Here is a 452-nt window from a genome sequence, read left to right on the forward strand (position 1 = left end):
GCTGAGGAGTTGAACAGCACCGAGTTCGGCTTGTACGCGATGAAGTATCACAGCCGAAATCCCTTCACCAGCATGTACACCACTACGGCCAATCCGCTGGCAGCTCCGGCATTCGGGGCCGCCGACACGGGTTACCGGATCGAGTATCCAGAAGACATTCAGCTGTATGGATTGAGCTTCCAGACCAACGCCGGCTCGGCAAGCCTGGCTGGGGAAGTGAGCTATCGCCCCAATCAGCCTCTGCAACTCAATGCCTTTGATCTGGCCACTACGTCGTACAACCTCGGGGCGTTTCTCCCGACGCAGCTGGAAACCTCGGGGCGGCCCAACGAGTACATCCAGGGCTATCAGCGCAAGCCAGTGACTCAGGCGCAGGTGTCGCTGACGCAGACCTTTGACCAGGTGCTGAAGGCAACGCGTCTTACTGTAATCGGCGAGGTGGGCTACAACCA

General features: G+C 58.8%; 1 protein-coding gene. It reads left to right on the forward strand.

The window, feature by feature from the left end:
- Positions 1-30 precede the first annotated feature (30 nt).
- Positions 31-452 (forward strand): DUF1302 family protein (locus IB232_RS23390; protein WP_412547757.1); only part of this gene is annotated, 422 nt, incomplete at its 3' end.

Source organism: Pseudomonas sp. PDM15, from assembly GCF_014851565.1.
Classification (GTDB): domain Bacteria; phylum Pseudomonadota; class Gammaproteobacteria; order Pseudomonadales; family Pseudomonadaceae; genus Aquipseudomonas.